This window comes from Luteibacter sp. 9135 (assembly GCF_000745005.1).
Taxonomy (GTDB): Bacteria; Pseudomonadota; Gammaproteobacteria; order Xanthomonadales; family Rhodanobacteraceae; genus Luteibacter.
In genome coordinates, this window is the sequence record NZ_JQNB01000001.1 from 168,517 (window position 1) to 182,911 (window position 14,395).

Sequence of the window (14,395 nt, forward strand, 5' to 3'; positions counted from 1 at the left end):
TGCGGGATCAGCCGGCCGCGGCGACGCGGTCGAGCAGCCACTGGGTCAGCAGCGGCACGGGACGGCCGGTGGCCATGCCCTTGCGGCCTTCGTCCCACGCGGTGCCGGCGATGTCGAGGTGGGCCCAGCGACGGCCCTCGGTGAAACGGGCCAGGAAGCAACCCGCCGTGATCGCACCGGCGTACTTGCCGCCGATGTTGGCCACGTCGGCGAAGCCGGAATCGAGCTGGCTCTGGTAGTCGTCCCACAGTGGCAGGCGCCAGGCGCGATCGAGCGTGGCCTCACCGGCCGCCAGCAGTTCGGCGGAGAGCGATTCGTCCTTGGTCATCAGGCCACTGGCATGCTTGCCCAGCGCGACGACGCAGGCGCCGGTGAGGGTGGCGGCGTCGATCATGGTGTGCGGGTCGAAGCGCTTGCCGGTGTAGGTCAGCGCGTCGCAGAGAATCAGACGACCTTCCGCGTCCGTGTTCAGCACCTCGATGGTGATGCCGGCCAGGCTGGTCAGCACATCGCCGGGGCGATAGCTGTCACCGTCCGGCATGTTCTCCACGGCTGGGACCACGCAGACCAGGTTGACCGCCAGCTTCAGCTTCACGGCGGCGACGAACGCGCCGAGTACGCCGGCGGCGCCGCACATGTCGAACTTCATTTCTTCCATACCCGGGCCCGGCTTGAGGCTGACGCCGCCCGTATCGAAGGTGATGCCCTTGCCGACGAACGCGTAGGGGCGCTCGCCTTCCTTGCCGCCGTTCCACTGCAGGATGACCAGGCGCGGGGCATTGGCCGAGCCGCGGGCCACGGCCAGCAGCGAGCCGAAGCCTTCACGCTCCATGTCGGCGCGATCGAGGGCTTCGAAGGTCACGCCTTCGTGGGCGTCGGCGAAGGCCTTGGCCTGGTCGGCGATGTAATCGGGGTTGCAGATGTTGGGCGGCAGGTTGCCCAGTTCCTTGGCGTAGCGCACGCCCTCGGCGATGGCGCGGGCCTCGGCCAGGCCGGCTTCGCCATCGGCGGGGCCGACCAGGGTCACCGAGGCCAGTTCGGGCACCGCCTTGTCGCGCGGCTTCACCGTGGCGGTGTAGCGGTAGGCGGCGTGATCGGTGGCCAGCGCGGCGACACGGACGCGCCAGGCGGCGTCGCGGCCGGGGACCTCGACCTCGGGCAACCAGCTGGTGGCCTCGGTGACCGGCAGGCGGCCCACGGCACGGGCGGCTTCCAGGGTGACGCGCTGGTAGCGGGCCGCGTCGAAGGTTTTCTGCGGGCCCAGGCCGACCACCAGCACGCGGGCGGCGGCGACGCCGGCCGGGTGCAGCAGCGTGACCAGGTTACCGACCTTGCCGGTGATGTCACCGGCCTCGACCAGGCGCTTGATCGCGCCCTGGGCCGCGGTGTCGATGCGCGCCGCGGCGCTGGTCAGGACACCGTTCTCGTAAACGCCGACCACCGCGACCGGGGTGGCGGTCGAGTCTGGAGCGCTGGAACCGAGGCTGAACTGAACTGACATAGCTAATCGTCCTGTAAAAGCCCGCCGGGGCCCGGACAGGCTAGACTTGAGGTTTGCCGGCCAGGACTGACGCGGCACGAACCGCCAATTCTACCAAATGCTCAGCATCCTCGACCGCTATTTCCTGCGTGAACTTGCCTACGGTGTCATAGCGACGGCCGTGGTCCTGCTCGTCATCTTCTCCGGTGGCGCCTTTGCCAACGTCCTGCAGAAGGTCGCCAACGGCAGTATCCAGCCCAGCGTGATGTTCGAGGTGCTGGGCCTGCAGATGGTCGACCTGCTCTCGACCCTGCTGCCGATGTCCGCCTTCCTGGGCACCCTGATCGCCCTGGGCCGCATGTACCGCGAAAGCGAGATGCACGTGCTGGCCTCGTCCGGCATGGGCCCCCGCGGCATGCTGCGCCCGGCCACCCTGCTGGCGGTGATGGCCACGCTGGTGGTGGGCACGGTGTCGCTGTGGCTCGGTCCCCTTTCCGCGCGCACGGCCGACCAGGTGATCGCCGCGGCCAACAAGTCCGTGATCGCCGCGGGCCTGGATGCCGGCCGCTTCACCGAGTTGCCGGGCAAGGGCGGCATCATCTTCGTCGACACGCTCAGCCGCGACGGCACGGTACTGGGCAAGACCTTCCTGGCTACCGACCGTACCGACGGCAACGGCAACCCGCAGGTACGCGTGGTCAGCGCCAAGAGCGGCCGCATGTACCAGGAAAGCGACGGCCAGAACCGCTTCCTCGCCCTCTACGACGGCTGGCAGTTCGAGGTGCCGCTGGCGGCCGACAACTGGCGGCGGATGAAATACGAGCGCAACGACGCCTCGCTGTCGTCTATCGTGGACGACGACGAGGATACGGACCCGGCCCACGAGTCCACCATGGCCCAGCTGTTCAAGGCCGGCACCCCGGAGGCCCTGGGCGAGCTGGTTTCGCGCTTCGCCGCTCCCGTCAGCACGCTGGTGCTGATGATGATGGTGCTGCCGATGTCCAAGCAGGCCCCGCGCGATGCCCGCTACGGGCGCCTGCTGATCGCGGTGCTGACCTACTTCCTCTACGTCATCTGGCAGCTGATCGCCCGCGCGCAGATCATCAAGGGCCACCTGCATACCTCGGTGCCGGTGTGGATACTGCACATCGTCGTGTTCGGCGTGGCCGCCTGGTATTTCTGGAAGCAGAACTCGCCGCGCCGCATCAAGGGAGCCGCCTGATGACCACCCTGACCGTCAAGCGCGCCGACCGCCTCATCGCCATGAGCGTGCTGGGCACCCTGCTGCTGGTATGGCTGGTGCTGGCCGGCTTCGATTCCCTGCTGCAGTTCGTCCGCCAGCTCGGCAACATCGGCAAGAACGGCTTTTCGCTGTACGACGCCATCGCCTACATCATGCTGACGCTGCCGCGTCGTCTCTACCAGATGTTCAGCAACGCCGCCCTCATCGGAGGCCTGCTCGGGCTGGGTGGCCTGGCCGCCACGGGCGAGCTCACCGCCCTGCGCGCCGCCGGCATGTCCAAGCTGCGTATCGCCGTCTCCGCCGCGGGCGTCATCGCCGTGCTGACCCTGGCCGTGGTGGTGATGGGCGAGACTGCCGCGCCCTACGGCGACCAGCATGCGCAGGCCATCCAGGTACGCATGCGCTCGAGCAACCTCGGCTCCACCAGCAGCGGCCTGTGGGCCCGCGACGCCGGCAAGATCATCAATGCGAAGTCGGCCATCGCCGTGCAGGATGGCGACCGCACCACGGTGAAACTGGTGGACGTGCGCGTCTACAGCTTCACGCCGGACGGCCAACTGTCGATCTTCTCGCACGGCGACAGCGCCACCCACGACGGCAACAAGTGGATCATGAGCAACGTCCGCACCACCACGCTGGACGACCAGGGCACCCACTCATCGCATGTGGACACGCAGACCTGGGCCTCGCGTCTGAATCCGCACGTGCTGGAGCAGTCGGTGATCCATCCCGAATACCTGTCCATGGCCGACCTGCGGCGCAACATCCGCTACCTGGACAACAACGGGCAGAACTCCGGCGTGTACGCCGTGGCGTTCTGGGGCCGCGCGCTGTTCGCGCTCAACACGCTGGTGCTGGTGCTTTGCGCCATGCCCTTCGCGTTCGGCTCGCTGCGCTCCGGCGGCCTGGGCAAACGACTGTTTATTGGCATCATCCTGGCCATCGGCTGGTATTTCCTGCAGGGCGCGATGGTGAACTTCGGCACGGTGTACGGCATGCCGCCACTGCTGGCCAACCTGCTGCCCACCACCTTGCTGGTGGTCGGTGCCCTCGCCTATTTCAGGCGCTTCGGTTAGCGCCTGACTGATCAGGACGCCGCGACCAGCGGTGCCCTGCATACACGCTCCAGCATCGCGGACAGGTCGTCGCCGCTCATGGGCTTGCGCAACAGGGCGTCCATGCCGGCCGCACGCACCGCGGCGGCTTCATCGCCGGCGGAGCGTGCCGTCACGGCGACAATCGGCAACGTGGCCAGCGCGTCGATGCGGCGGATCATCCGCGCCACCTGAAAGCCGTCGACGAGAGGCAGGTCCAGGTCCAGCAGCAGCACATCGTAGCGACCGGCCGAGACTTCGCTCATGGCGGCCAACCCGTCGCCCACCGCCGTCACGACGTGACCGCGGGCACGCAGCAGATTGGCGATGACCTCGCAGACCACGGCATCGTCCTCCACCAGAAGCACACGCCAGCCGGTGGTGTCGTTGCGCGCGGGCGATGCCGGCGCACACGCACGGCCCGCGCAGGCACAGGCCACCAGCGGCAGGCGTACCGTGAACCGGCTGCCGCGGCCGGGCTCGCTGACAACGTCGATGGTGCCTCCCATCAGCGTGGTCAGTTCGTGGCAGATCGCCAGGCCCAGGCCGGACCCGTCGGCACGCCGGGGCGTGTCGCCCTGCTCGAAGCGCGAGAACAGGCGCGCGCGCAATTCGGCTGACATGCCTGGCCCGGTGTCGGCGACGCTCAGGCACAAGCCGTCCCGATCCACTGCCACCTGCAACGACACGCCGCCTTCCGTAGTGAACTTCACCGCGTTGTTCACCAGGTTCTGCAGGATCTGGCGGAGACGAATGGTGTCGCCGCGCACGGCGGGCGGCACCGATGCCTCCACGCTGGCCGACAACGCCAGGCCTTTCTCGTGCGCCGCGGCGGCGGCAAGGGCCACCACTTCGTCCGCCACCGCGCGCAGCGACACGCACTCGGATTCGAGTACCAGGCGCCGCGCCTCGATCCGCGTGATGTCCAGCGCATCGTTGACCAGCCGCAGCAGGGTGTCGCCTGAGCGGCGCACCGCATCGACGTAACTGCGCTGCGCCTCGTCGAGTGGGGTGCGCGACAACAGTTCAGCCATGCCCAGCACGCCCGTCATCGGCGTACGGATCTCGTGGCCCAGGGTGGCCATGAAATCGGTCTTGGCCGCGTTCGCTTCCTCGGCCATGCGCCGCTGGTGTTCGGCGAGCCGCATGCGCATGCCCTGGCGCAGACGCTTTCGTGTGCCGCGGACGAGCACCAGCGCCATCACGACGGCGAGCGATACGTAGGCTGTCCACGCCCACCAGCGCAGCCAGGGCGGCGCCTCCACGAAAACGACCACCGAGGCAGGCAGTGCCGGGCTGAGTTCGTCACGCCCGGCGCCCGTGATAGCCACCGTGTAACGGCCCGGGGACAAACCATCCAGCGCGTGCTCGCCCTCCTTGCCGACGTGCATGACTGTGGATGTCGCACCGTGGCGCCATTCGAAACGCAGGTGATTGCGATCGGGTTCGACGAACGACAGCACCCGCGCGACGACGCGTGCGTCGCGGTCGTTCCAGCGCAGCCGCAACTCGCCGTTGTCCAGGGGCAAGGTTTCGCGAACACCCCCTCTCGACGCCGTGGCACCGAGCACCGCGATGGGCGGCCGCCGGATGTGGTCGCGCTGCCCGTCAGGACGAAAGCCCACCAGGCCACCCAGCGTGGCGCCATACATGCTGCCGTCGTCGAGCTGCACGGTGATGGCATGGGTGAACTCGCCGCTGGCCAGCCCGTCGGCCAGACCGAACGACCGGAACCGGCCATGACCGGGGTCGAACCGCCAGACCCCGGTCTGGCCATACAGCCACAGCCGCCCGGCGCGATCACGGCGCAGGTTGAGGATGTCGGCCGAGGGAAACCCGTCCGCGCCCCCGATGAGGCGATCACGTTCGGCCCGCGCGCCCTGCCAGCGGTAGTGCTCCAGCGCATCGGGGCGCACGATCCAGAATCCGTCTTCGTCGGGCTCGAAGGCGCTGATCCGGCCCATCGGCACCCCGTCGATGAACTGCATCCGTCCGCTGGCGCGGTCACGTCGGGCAAGCCCCGCCACGCTTGCCTGCCAGAGCACGCCATCGACGATGTCGATCTGCCGCGTATCCAGCCAGCCACGCGGCGAGCTCACGAAGACCAGCGGCACCGCGCGGCGCAGATCGGCGTCCACCTCGAACAGGCCCTGTCCCAGCGCCGCGACGATGACGCCGCCGCCGGGCGCCGCGACGATCGACGTCACGGGGCGATGGACGACCGACCGCAGCACCGGCCTGACTTTTCCGTGAGTCGCCACGGACAAACCGTCGACCGTACCGACGAGCAGGCGTCCTCCCGGCAGCGCCCACAACGACTGGATGCGCGGTGCGCCCAGTTCGAAGCCCTCGCCGGTGTGTCCGGTGGCGGGGTCGAAGCCACGGATCCAGCCGCGCAAGCCGCCGACCCATAGCCCACCGCCCTCGCGGGCCGCCACGGCGGTGACCGTGCGGCCGGGAAAGGTGTGCGCATCGGTGGCGACGTGGGTGAAACGGGTGAAGTCGTCCCACGACGGACCGAGGTAGGCCAGGCCACCATCGCTCAGGGCAAACCACAGGCCGTGCTCGCGATCTTCCAGCATGCCGCGCACCGTACGTCCCGGCAGGCCGCCCAGGGCCGTCCATGCGCCGGCCACCTCGTGCAGGCGATCGAAGCGGTCGAGCATCGACAGGCCCTGCGCCGCCGCGATCCAGAGGATGCCGTGGCTGTCGGCCAGCGTCGTATGAACAGCCGAGCCGGGCACGCGGCGATCGCGATACAGACGTCCATCGGCGCCGGGAAGAAACAGCCCGCGATCGGTAGCTACACGCATCTGCGCGCCGCTGCCGTGGATGCCCAGCACCGTGGGCGCGGCACCCTCGGCAAACGACACCGCATTGAACGTGCCGTTCGCCTCGCGCACGAAAAGTCCCCTGTCGCCGCCCACCCAGAGGCGCTCATCGGTCGACACATGGAGCGCATGCACCGCTATCCCTGCCCCTGACGACGCGACCGCCACCCGCTGCAGCCCGCCGCCGTCCGCGCGCATGCGATCCAGACCGCGGGAGGATCCGATCCAGACCAAGCCGTCCGGTGTCTGCGTGATGACATGCACCTCTTCGCCGGCCAGCCCTTCGCGCCAGTGCACGAAATGGCCGGTGGCCGGGTCGTAACGGCCCAGGCCCAGTTCCGGGCCCCCCATCCAGAGCCGGTCGTCGCGATCGACGAACAGGGAGGACAGGCCGCCGGTGGTCAACGGCTCGCCCTGTCCCGCGTCGATACGCGGGATGGTGAATGCTACGCCGTCGAAACGCGACAGCCCGGCGGCCGTGGCCACCCAGATGAAGCCGCGGGCGTCCTGCACCACCGCCTGCACCTTGCTGCTGGGCAGGCCTTCATGCAGGCCGTAGCTGCGGAATTGGGGCGTGGGGATCGGCGCCATCGTGGTGGCTGCCGCAAGGGGGGTGGCCCCACCGATGACGATGAAGGCGACGAGAATCCATCTCGTGAAAAGCGTGCGGTGCATACGCCGGGTTCCTGGTGCGATCCCGATCATGCCATGCACCTGCGGAAAGCTGTATGGCTTGACGCCGCACGGCGATGTAGGCATTCGCGTGGGCGCTTGCCTCTAGAATGGCCGCATGTCACGCCGATTGCGTCTACTCATCGCGGCTGTCGGGATCGTCGCACTCGCCTGGCTGCTGCTGGCCGCCTTCGACCGCGCGCTCGCGCTGGCCCAACGTTTCATGGGCTTGCCCGCGGGCATGCGCTGGCTGGTCGGCATGGGCATGATCGCCCTGGTGCTGGCCGGCATCGCAGCAGGCATCTGGTGGCTGCGACCACGCAAGCCACGTGGGCCGGTCGCCGCACCGGATCGCGCGTCCCTCGAAATGCGCCTGGCCGCCCTGCGCGACGCCGGCTCCGAGGTTGAGGAAATACGCAACGAACTCGGCGAGCTGGACCGTCGTCGCGCCAGCGAGCAGCTCTACATCGCCGTTTTCGGCGAAATCTCCACCGGCAAGTCCTCGCTGATCGCGGCACTGGTGCCCGGCGCGCAGCCCCGGCGCGACGCGCGCGGCGGCACCACACATGAGGTCGCCCATTACGAAGGCACGGCACCGCGTGGCGACACCTGGCTGCTGGCCGACGTGCCCGGTTCCGCGGAAGCGGGAGGCGACGCGCGCGAGCGCATGGCACGCGACGAGGCGCTCCGCGCCCACGCCGTGGTCTATGTCTGCGCCGGCGACCTCACCCGCACACAGGGCGACGAACTGCGCTGGCTGGGCGACTTCGGCAAGCCGCTGGTGCTGGCGGTGAACAAGGCCGACCAGTGGTCGGGCGTCGATCGCGAACGCGTGCTTCGGCACGTGCGCGACCAGGCCGGCGGCGTGCCCGATGCGGTGGTCGCGATCAGCGCGGGCGGTGAGGAACGTTTCACCCGTCGGCTGGCCGACGGCCGCAGCGAAGCGGTGACGCGCCAGCGCGTCCCGGACGTCGCGGCATTGCGGGACGCCATCGCGCGGCTGGTCGCCCCGGGCGCGCACGGGCTGGAGCCGCTGCGGGAAAACGCCGTGCTGGCGCGCATCCACGAGCTCACGGGCGAGCACGAGGCCCTTCATCGTGCCGCGGAGGCGGAACGCATCGTCACCCGCTACGCCCGGCGCGCGATCGTCGGCGCCATGGCAGCCGTCGCCCCGGGCACCGACCTGGTGATCCAGGGTGCGCTGGCCGCCGGCATGGTGCGCGCGCTGGCCGACCTGCACGGCGTCCGCGTGACCGATGTCGACATTGAGAACCTGCTGAAGCAGGCCCGGCTCACCCTGCGCACGGGTACCTCGGTGGTGCTGGCCGTGGCCGGCAATGCGCTGAAGGCGTTCCCGGGCCTGGGTACGCTGGGCGGAGGCGTGCTGCATGCGTTCGCCTACGCGTTGATCTTCGACAGCCTGGGCCGGGCGCTGGCGGCGACACTGGCCGAGCGTCAGGCGCTCGACCAGGCCGACGCCGGCGAGCGCATGCGCGAGCTGCTCGGCGACGCCAGCGGATCCCGGCTGCGCCGGCTGGCAGAGCTAACCGGCGAGGCCTTGCGAGGCATCGAGTGAACGATCTGTTCCCGGCAGCCGTACTGACAACCGGCCCGCGCTCGGCCACACTGCCCCCCTCGGCCGCCACGCGGTCCCGACCCGCTCCCGGCTCACTCATGCGCCCTATTCGTGCCCTTCCCTTGCTGCTTCTCGGTCTCGGCCCGCTGGCCGCCCATGCCGAAGCCACCGCCTACCGCATCGATCCGGTGCACAGCCAGGTGGTCTTCAATGTCGAGCACAACGGTTTCTCACGCTCGTTCGGCCGCCTGAGGGTCACCGACGGCACGATCCGCTTCGACCGGGACGACTGGTCGAAGTCGTCCGTGGACGCGACGATCGACCTGTCCTCGGTGGACATGGGCGATGCGGCCTGGGACAAGGCCGTACGCGGCAGCGCGCTGCTCGACAGCGACCGTGCGAAGACCGCCCGCTACGTCAGCGAGTCGGTGGAGAAGAAGAACGACGCGGAAGGCGTCGTCCACGGCAAGCTCACCCTGCGCGGCGTCACGCTGCCGCTGGACCTGCCCTTCCGCGTCAACCGGGTCGGCACCACCATCTACGGCATGCATACGGTGGCCGGCTTCTCGTCGTCGGTGATCCTCGACCGCACGCGATACGGCATGACCTCCAACGCGAACTCGATCGGCAACGACGTCACCGTGTGGCTGGAAATCGAAGCCATCCGTGGCGATGCGGCCGCTACCAGCGAAAAGGACAACACCCATGCCCCTGCGCAGTGACGCTACCCGCTGGAGCACCCTCGCCAAGACCTTCCACTGGCTCACGGCGCTGCTGATCCTGGGCAACGGCGCGTTCGCGTTCTGGATGGACGGCCTGAAGCCGTCGATGCGCAAGATCGACATGTTCGCGCTGCACAAGTCCATCGGCCTCACGGTGCTCGCGTTGTTCCTGCTGCGCCTGCTCTGGCGCGCGATCGACCGCCGTCCGCCCGACATGCCGGCACCGCGCTGGCAGCAGTTGGCCGCGCACGCGGTGCACGGTGTCCTTTACCTGCTCATCGCCGCCATCCCGCTTACCGGGTGGGCGTTCAACTCCGCCCACGGTTTTCCGCTGCAGTATTTCAAGCAGTTCAACCTGCCCGCGCTGGTAGAGAAGAACCCGGCCCTGTCCGACACGCTGGGCACCGTGCACGTGTGGCTGTTCTGGTTGCTGCTGGCCGTGCTGGTCGCCCATGTCGGCGGTGCATTGAAACACCACCTCCTCGACCGCGACGATACGCTCCGCCGCATGTTGCCCTTCGGCCGCGCAAAGCGCGGCATCCCCACCCCTCCCGGAGATACGCCATGACCCCGATGATCCGCCGCCTTGCCGTCCTCAGCCTGGCGCTTGCACTGCCGTTCGCCGCCTCCGCCGCGGATTACAAGGTCGGCCCGGGCAGCACGCTGGGCTTCAGCGGCAAGTTCCAGGGCCAGCAGTTCGACGGCACGTTCGGCAAGTTCGACGCGGCGATCAGCTACGACGCCGCCAACCTGGCCGCATCGCGGTTCGACGTGACGGTGGACATGGCCACGGCGAAAACCGGCGACGGCGATCGCGACGGCGCGCTGCCGGGCCCCGATTTCTTCGACGTGAAAAAGTTCGCGACGGCGCACTACGTCACCACCGGCTTCAGCAAGGATGCCAAGGGCGATGTCATCGCCAACGGCAACCTGACCCTGCACGGCGTCACCCGGCCGCTCGCCCTCAAGGTCGCGTTCTCGCCCAACGCCGGCGGTGCGCGCCTGTCGGTCACCGGTACGCTCAAGCGCCTCGACTTCGGCGTGGGCAGCGGCGACTACAAGGAAACCTCGACGATCGCCGACGAGGTGCTGGTCAACGGCTCGCTGAACCTGCAGCCGAAGTAAGCCGGCGTGACAGGCCTGCGCGATCGTCTCCGCGGCCTGGCCGGCCGTTTTCGCCAGCGTGCCGACACGGCGCCGGCGCCGGACGAACGCGGCGGCAGCGTGGCATCCAGCCTGCGCGGCCTGCTGGACGACCCGACCATTCCGCCCGCCGTGCGCGAAACCATGGCGGCGGATTTCCGCCGCGTCGAAACCATGCTCGATCGCCTGGAGCGCGAGGAACTGCACGTGGCCGTGTTCGGTCGCGTGTCGGCCGGCAAATCGGCGCTGGGCAACGCGCTGCTGGGCCGCGACGCGTTCACCGTCGGCGTCCTGCATGGCACCACCACCGAGGCGGACGTCGCGCGCCTGGACGAAGCCGCTAACGCGGGCCTGGTGCTGATCGACACGCCCGGCATCAACGAACTGGGCGGCGAAGCGCGGGAGACGCTGGCCTACGAAGTGGCGGAGGTCAGCGACCTCATCGTCTTCGTGGCCGACGGCGACCTCACCCGCGAGGAACGCGACGCGCTGCGGACGCTTGCCGCTACGCGCCGACCACTGCTCCTGGCCCTGAACAAGACCGACCGCTACAGCGACGACGAACGCGACGGTTTGCTGCAACGCCTGCGCGAGCATACCGACGGCCTGGTCAGGCGCGAGGACGTGATCGGCGTGGCCGCACACCCGGCCCCCCGCCGCATCGTGGAGGTGGATGCATCCGGCAGGGAGCACACCATCCAAGAGGCCGTGCCGGCCGACGTCACCGCCCTGAAGACGCGCCTGCTGGCCATCGCTGAACGCGAAGGCAAGACCCTGTCAGCGATCAACGCGGGCCTGTTCGCCGGGCGGCTGACCGACCAGATCAGCGAGCGCATCGCCGTCACGCGTCGCGACGTCGCCTCCGGCGTCATTCGCCAGTACTGCATCGCCAAGGCCGTGGCCGTGGCACTCAACCCCGTACCCGTCGCCGACCTGCTGCTGGCCGGCGGCCTGGACGCGGCGATGGTGGTGCAACTGGGTCGCGTCTACGGCCTGCCGCTCACCCGCAGCGAGTCCGGCCGACTGGTGGCGACCATCTCGCTGCAACTGGCAGCACTGATGAGCGCGGTCTGGGGCATGCAGCTGGCAGCCTCCGCGTTGAAGGGCGTCAGCGGCGGCATGTCGGTCGTCGTCACCGCCGCCGCGCAGGGCGCGCTGGGCTGGTACGCCACCGTGCTGATCGGCCGGGCCGCCGAGCACTACCTGGTGGCCGGCAAGTCCTGGGGCGAGCACGGTGCCAAGCGCGCCGTTGCCGATATCGTCGCGGGGCTGGATCGCGATTCCATCCTGCGCGAGGCCCGCGAGGAGATCATGAAGCGGCTTCGCGGGTAGTCGTCAGCCCGCGAAAGCCTTCACCGCCGCCACATCGAACGGCCAGCCCAGCTCGGCCCCATCGTCTCGCCGCAGCACCGGCACGCGCGCCCCGTAGCGCGCTTCCAGCGTCGCATCGTCGTCGATCCACACGGAAGCGAAGTCCGGGAACCGGGCCTGCGCCAGCACCTCGAGGGCCTGGTCGCACAGGTGGCAATCGTCGCGCTGGAATAGTGTGAAGAGGGACATGCGCAGGTGTATGGGGCCAGTGGCGTCGGGGCGTAGAATAGCCGGCTACCCCCATAGCCAACCTATCCAGCCATGGCAGTCAGCGTTTTCGACCTCTTCAAGATCGGCATCGGCCCCTCGTCCTCGCACACGGTGGGCCCCATGCGCGCGGGTGCGCGCTTCGCCGAACACTGGCTGGACGAGAAGGGCGTGCTCGATCGCGTCGTGCGCGTGCGCTGCGAGCTGTTCGGCTCGCTGGCGATGACCGGTCGCGGCCACGGTACGGACAAGGCCGTGTTGCTGGGTTTCGAGGGCGAATGGCCCGATCGCGTCGATCCGGACACCATTCCGGCCACGCTGGAGCGTATCCGCTCGTCGCGGCGCATCCGCCTGCTCGGCCGCCACGAGATCGCCTTCGACGAGAAGGTCGACCTGGTCTTCAACAAGCGACAGAAGCTCCCGTTCCATACCAACGGCATGCGTTTCTCGGCCTACGACGCCGAGGGCAACGAGCTGGCCACGCGCGATTACTACTCGGTCGGCGGCGGTTTCGTGGTCAATCCCGATGAAGCAGCCGAAGACCGCATCGTGGCCGACACCAGCGAGCAGCCCTATGCCTATTCCACGGGCGACCAGCTGCTGTCGCTGTGCAAGGAACACAACCTCACCATCGCCCAGCTGGTCGTCCGCAACGAGGGAATCTGGCGCCCCGAGGCGGAGACCCGCGCTGGCCTGCTGCGCATCTGGAAGGCCATGCAGGATTGCGTGGCGCGCGGCCTGCGCTCCCCCGGCGTGCTGCCGGGCGGCCTGAAGGTGAACCGCCGCGCCCCGGCCATGGCCGCCGAGCTGCGGGCCCAACCCGAAGCCGCGCTGCGCGACCCGCTCACCATCCTGGACTGGGTCAACCTCTACGCGCTGGCCGTGAACGAAGAGAACGCCGCCGGCGGCAGCGTGGTTACCGCGCCGACCAACGGTGCCGCCGGCATCGTCCCGGCCGTGCTGCACTACTACCGCCACTTCTGCCCCAGCGCCTCGGAAGACGGCATCGTCGAGTTCCTGCTCACCGCCGGGGCCATCGGCATCCTCTACAAGGAAAACGCCTCGATCTCCGGCGCCGAGGTGGGTTGCCAGGGCGAGGTGGGCGTGGCGTGCTCCATGGCGGCCGGCGGCCTGACCGCGGCCCTGGGTGGCAGCGTCACCCAGGTGGAGAACGCGGCCGAAATCGGCATGGAACACAATCTGGGCCTCACCTGCGACCCCATCGGCGGCCTGGTCCAGATTCCCTGCATCGAACGCAACGCCATGGGCGCGGTCAAGGCGATCAACGCCAGCCGCATGGCCCTGAAAAGCGACGGCAAGCACCACGTTTCGCTCGACAAAGTCATCGCCACCATGCGCGACACGGGGCGCGACATGAAGGACAAGTACAAGGAAACCTCCCGCGGCGGCCTGGCAGTCAACGTCATCGAATGCTGACGCCCCACCTGGGGCACGCAACACCACCGTAGGAGCGCACGATGTGCGCGATTCCGATGTGCGTGATCGCGATATGTCGGGTTGGGATAGGCCCTATGTGCGGTGCCGCAGGTGACCGCATCAGCGTGTGGGGCACACCCTCGGCAGCCGTTCGACGGTCTCGACGCGCACGGGCTCGTCCTCGCCCCACCAGTTGGCCACGGCGGTGTAGCAGATCCTCAGCTTGCCGCGGCGGGTGTCGAAACGCTGCTTGCTGGTGTACGCGAAGCACGACACCGAGGCCAGGTGGCCGAGCTCGCGCATCGTCATGGCGCAGCGCCGCACGGATGCCACCGGGTCTTCGCCAGGGTATAGCGTGAAGTAGAAACCCTTGGCGGTACGGTCGTAGGACTCCGAATCGATCAGCCGGCCCTTGTCGCTCCAGACCTCATCGGCTGCGGCAATGCCGCATGCCGTGAAGGCAAGCAACAACATGCCGCTGGCGACCACCATCGAACGCATCCGAACCCCTTTAGCCCTACCGCGTCGGCGAGTGTATATCGACGCGACGCCTTGTGTACCGGGATGAACGATGGCTGACAGGGGCGGCGCAGGCTGTCATGATCCGGCCCTTGTGCCG

12 protein-coding genes are annotated in these 14,395 nt (G+C 68.8%); 8 read left to right on the top strand and 4 right to left on the bottom strand.

The window, feature by feature from the left end; genetic code table 11:
* Window positions 1–7: 7 nt before the first annotated feature.
* Window positions 8–1,501, bottom strand: a complete 1,494-nt coding sequence (locus FA89_RS00795) for a leucyl aminopeptidase (RefSeq protein WP_036137211.1) — start codon at window positions 1,499–1,501, stop codon at window positions 8–10.
* 97 nt (window positions 1,502–1,598) lie between these two features.
* On the opposite strand from FA89_RS00795, the gene lptF reads away from it, so the two are divergent.
* The gene (gene lptF / locus FA89_RS00800) at window positions 1,599–2,702 is read left to right on the top strand and encodes an LPS export ABC transporter permease LptF (protein ID WP_036137213.1); all 1,104 of its coding nucleotides are present in this window, start codon (window positions 1,599–1,601) and stop codon (window positions 2,700–2,702) included.
* On the top strand, window positions 2,702–3,799 hold the full coding sequence (gene lptG, locus FA89_RS00805) for an LPS export ABC transporter permease LptG (RefSeq protein WP_036137214.1): 1,098 nt from the start codon (window positions 2,702–2,704) through the stop codon (window positions 3,797–3,799). The genes lptF and lptG overlap by 1 nt, the downstream gene beginning before the upstream one ends.
* A gap of 11 nt (window positions 3,800–3,810) precedes the next feature.
* On the opposite strand, the gene FA89_RS00810 is transcribed toward lptG, so the two are convergent.
* Window positions 3,811–7,323, bottom strand: a complete 3,513-nt coding sequence (locus FA89_RS00810) for a hybrid sensor histidine kinase/response regulator (protein ID WP_051938436.1) — start codon at window positions 7,321–7,323, stop codon at window positions 3,811–3,813.
* A gap of 115 nt (window positions 7,324–7,438) precedes the next feature.
* Here FA89_RS00810 and FA89_RS00815 point away from each other — a divergent pair, with 115 nt between their 5' ends.
* The 5 genes from FA89_RS00815 to FA89_RS00835 all read left to right on the top strand — a co-directional run bounded on the left by FA89_RS00815 (window position 7,439) and on the right by FA89_RS00835 (window position 12,093).
* The gene (locus FA89_RS00815) at window positions 7,439–8,896 is read left to right on the top strand and encodes a GTPase (RefSeq protein WP_036137216.1); all 1,458 of its coding nucleotides are present in this window, start codon (window positions 7,439–7,441) and stop codon (window positions 8,894–8,896) included.
* A 98-nt stretch (window positions 8,897–8,994) separates the two neighbouring features.
* A complete protein-coding gene (locus tag FA89_RS00820) occupies window positions 8,995–9,618 on the top strand; it encodes a YceI family protein (RefSeq protein WP_036137217.1) in 624 nt (207 codons plus the stop codon).
* On the top strand, window positions 9,602–10,186 hold the full coding sequence (locus tag FA89_RS00825; protein WP_036137218.1) for a cytochrome b: 585 nt from the start codon (window positions 9,602–9,604) through the stop codon (window positions 10,184–10,186). The genes FA89_RS00820 and FA89_RS00825 overlap by 17 nt, the downstream gene beginning before the upstream one ends.
* Complete coding sequence (locus tag FA89_RS00830) at window positions 10,183–10,743, top strand: YceI family protein (RefSeq protein ID WP_343123023.1); 561 nt, start codon at window positions 10,183–10,185, stop codon at window positions 10,741–10,743. Before FA89_RS00825 ends, FA89_RS00830 begins: the two co-directional genes overlap by 4 nt.
* 6 nt (window positions 10,744–10,749) lie before the next feature.
* Entirely contained in the window at window positions 10,750–12,093 is a 1,344-nt protein-coding gene (locus FA89_RS00835) for a GTP-binding protein (protein WP_036137225.1), read from the top strand.
* Between the two features lie 3 nt (window positions 12,094–12,096).
* On the opposite strand, the gene FA89_RS00840 is transcribed toward FA89_RS00835, so the two are convergent.
* On the bottom strand, window positions 12,097–12,321 hold the full coding sequence (locus tag FA89_RS00840) for a glutaredoxin family protein (protein ID WP_036137227.1): 225 nt from the start codon (window positions 12,319–12,321) through the stop codon (window positions 12,097–12,099).
* A gap of 72 nt (window positions 12,322–12,393) precedes the next feature.
* Here FA89_RS00840 and FA89_RS00845 point away from each other — a divergent pair, with 72 nt between their 5' ends.
* Window positions 12,394–13,776 carry an L-serine ammonia-lyase gene (locus tag FA89_RS00845; RefSeq protein WP_036137229.1) on the top strand — a complete coding sequence of 461 codons (1,383 nt, stop codon included), beginning with the start codon at window positions 12,394–12,396 and terminating at the stop codon, window positions 13,774–13,776.
* A 120-nt stretch (window positions 13,777–13,896) separates the two neighbouring features.
* Here the strand turns inward: FA89_RS00845 and FA89_RS00850 are convergent, their stop codons facing one another.
* Window positions 13,897–14,277: a hypothetical protein gene (locus tag FA89_RS00850; RefSeq protein WP_036137230.1), complete on the bottom strand. Its 381-nt coding sequence runs from the start codon at window positions 14,275–14,277 to the stop codon at window positions 13,897–13,899.
* Between the last annotated feature and the right edge of the window lie 118 nt (window positions 14,278–14,395).

Bases quoted from the DNA above. Each gene is read 5' to 3' on its own strand.
- FA89_RS00795 (WP_036137211.1), bottom strand. From the start codon at position 1,501: ATGTCAGTTCAGTTCAGCCTCGGTTCCAGCGCTCCAGACTCGACCGCC.
- lptF (WP_036137213.1), top strand. From the start codon at position 1,599: ATGCTCAGCATCCTCGACCGCTATTTCCTGCGTGAACTTGCCTACGGT.
- lptG (WP_036137214.1), top strand. From the start codon at position 2,702: ATGACCACCCTGACCGTCAAGCGCGCCGACCGCCTCATCGCCATGAGC.
- FA89_RS00810 (WP_051938436.1), bottom strand. From the start codon at position 7,323: ATGCACCGCACGCTTTTCACGAGATGGATTCTCGTCGCCTTCATCGTC.
- FA89_RS00815 (WP_036137216.1), top strand. From the start codon at position 7,439: ATGTCACGCCGATTGCGTCTACTCATCGCGGCTGTCGGGATCGTCGCA.
- FA89_RS00820 (WP_036137217.1), top strand. From the start codon at position 8,995: ATGCGCCCTATTCGTGCCCTTCCCTTGCTGCTTCTCGGTCTCGGCCCG.
- FA89_RS00825 (WP_036137218.1), top strand. From the start codon at position 9,602: ATGCCCCTGCGCAGTGACGCTACCCGCTGGAGCACCCTCGCCAAGACC.
- FA89_RS00830 (WP_343123023.1), top strand. From the start codon at position 10,183: ATGACCCCGATGATCCGCCGCCTTGCCGTCCTCAGCCTGGCGCTTGCA.
- FA89_RS00840 (WP_036137227.1), bottom strand. From the start codon at position 12,321: ATGTCCCTCTTCACACTATTCCAGCGCGACGATTGCCACCTGTGCGAC.
- FA89_RS00845 (WP_036137229.1), top strand. From the start codon at position 12,394: ATGGCAGTCAGCGTTTTCGACCTCTTCAAGATCGGCATCGGCCCCTCG.
- FA89_RS00850 (WP_036137230.1), bottom strand. From the start codon at position 14,277: ATGCGTTCGATGGTGGTCGCCAGCGGCATGTTGTTGCTTGCCTTCACG.